Genomic DNA, 1944 nt, shown 5'->3' with positions numbered 1-1944 from the left:
ACTCTTCCGTGAGGGTTTGGCGGGTGGGATGAGCGGAACGCTTGATGCCATCGGCTCTCGCGCCAACTCGATATACCCGCCGGGGATGTTCGGTGTTCCGGTGAACCTCGGTTCCTACGGTGGGATGTTCTCGGATCACCTTATGAGTGCGCCTGGCCTCTCCTCGCTTTTTCAGAACGCGCAGAAGCAGATGGTCGACAAATACCCTGACGTGATCGCGCGTGATCAGTCAGCTGAGGTGATGTACAGCGCTCCCGGAGCAGCCGACGTACGGGTCGATCTCCAGTTCGCCGACGACATGGGCGACTTGTGGCGTCGACGGCACGGTCAGCAACCCGAGCCTGTGATGGAGGACGAGTAGGCCAAGTCTCCGAGTCCGACCCACGTCCGAAATGATAAGAACGTCATAACACCTAATCGCAAGGCGCCAGACCTTGGTCAGTCGCCTCTAAGAGCAGAGCCACTCGATGTCGACCACTATGCCCAAACAAACGCCCCCGAAGATTGCTCCCTTCACCCCGGATTTCGTCAAGGGCGTGTGCGACGTGCTTTCGCAGACAGATCATCCGGGACTCACCGGTTCCGAGATCGACTCCTTGCTCCAGATGGTGGGAGTCAGGCAGCGTGAGCCGGGCGGCAACAAGCGCGACAGCCTGTACGTCACTCTCTACAACGTCCAGGTTCGACAGCAAGCCGGCAACGTCATGGGCGGATTCATCGCAAAGGCCATGAATCCTAGCCGGTATGCCGCTCAGCCAGCTCGTTTCGACGAGCTGCGCGACCAGCTCAACCAGTTCCTCGTGTACTACGGCTACGCAGTTAACGAAGCGGGCAAGCTCGCATCCGGAGCGAAGGCATCCAGCATCTCCGAGGGTGCCGCCCTGGCCGGACGACTTCAAACTGAGCTGAGGCGCCGAGGGTGTCACAGCGAGTTATTCCGCTACTGCGACGAGGAACTCATCGGGCGTTCTCTGTTTCATGCAATGTCGGAAGCGTCGAAGAGCATCCCAGCAAGAGTCCGCGGCATCACGGGGTTGGCGGGTGATGGCGCAGCTCTTTACGACGGCGTCCTCGGAACCAATCGCGAGCATCCCGCCTGGTCCATCAACGCCCATGAATCAGACTCCGACATCAGCGAGCACCGCGGCTTTAAAAGCCTGCTCGTTGGGATCCACGGGCACTTCCGAAACCCGCGCGCGCACTCCAGCCGAATCTTCAATGATGAGGTTCTGAACGATTTCTACGACGCGTTCTCGCTCTCCTCCTACGTACATCGTCGGCTCGACTCAATGAGGAGATTGACCGCACCCCACTGAGCCGAAAGCTTGGCTTGCGGCTATCCGCGCCGAGGAACGATTGCTCGGGTCGCTGCTCACGGTCTCAGGTCCGGACCACACCAGAACCAACGGCCCGCTCTAGATCCGCTATGACGAGTCCTCTCATCCGTTTCATCACGACCGGCTTTCTGGGTGCCCACCCCCTCGCTGCGAACGTCACCAATCTGCTCATGCGGCTGCCGACCTCCGGGAGGGCGGCAGATCAGCGCGCCCAGCGAGTGGCGCCGCCAGAATGTCCTATCGCGCCGATATCCTGCCTACGTGCCTCCCCGGTCGCGGGAGGACGTGCTGCGCGATCAAGGGTGAGTGATGATTGACGAATCGGCGGTCGTCGAACAGTTCCTCGAGCTAGCTCGGGGCACGAGCAGCTCGCTGATCAGCTTCCTGCCGGCGTTCGAGGACGCCGTCACAGTTCCGGAAACATCGACTATCGTGCGGACGCACTTTCTCGCACATGATGCCAACGGAGCGCCTGCTGTGGAGCAGCTCGCAGGAGCGATGGCGTCTGCGGCCATGGATTTCTGTATAGCACGTTCGAAGATCGAGCGAGCGTATGCAGAGTACGAGGAGACTCGATCGACCGCGGCCATCGTGAGCTTGAATGAGC

3 protein-coding genes are annotated in these 1944 nt (G+C 60.5%); all 3 read left to right on the top strand.

The window, feature by feature from the left end:
• The coding region (locus tag GOPIP_RS12610; protein ID WP_006370052.1) for a hypothetical protein at positions 1–361 on the top strand (361 nt) is incomplete at its 5' end.
• Positions 362–479: 118 nt separating this feature from the next.
• Positions 480–1316 (top strand): TIGR02391 family protein, encoded by an 837-nt coding sequence (locus tag GOPIP_RS12605; RefSeq protein ID WP_010844954.1) that lies wholly within the window; start codon positions 480–482, stop codon positions 1314–1316.
• Between the two features lie 330 nt (positions 1317–1646).
• The coding region (locus GOPIP_RS12600; RefSeq protein ID WP_006370050.1) for a hypothetical protein at positions 1647–1944 on the top strand (298 nt) is incomplete at its 3' end.

This window comes from Gordonia polyisoprenivorans NBRC 16320 = JCM 10675 (genome assembly GCF_000241325.1).
GTDB lineage: Bacteria > Actinomycetota > Actinomycetes > Mycobacteriales > Mycobacteriaceae > Gordonia > Gordonia polyisoprenivorans.
This window is presented reverse-complemented; position numbering and strand designations above follow the sequence as displayed.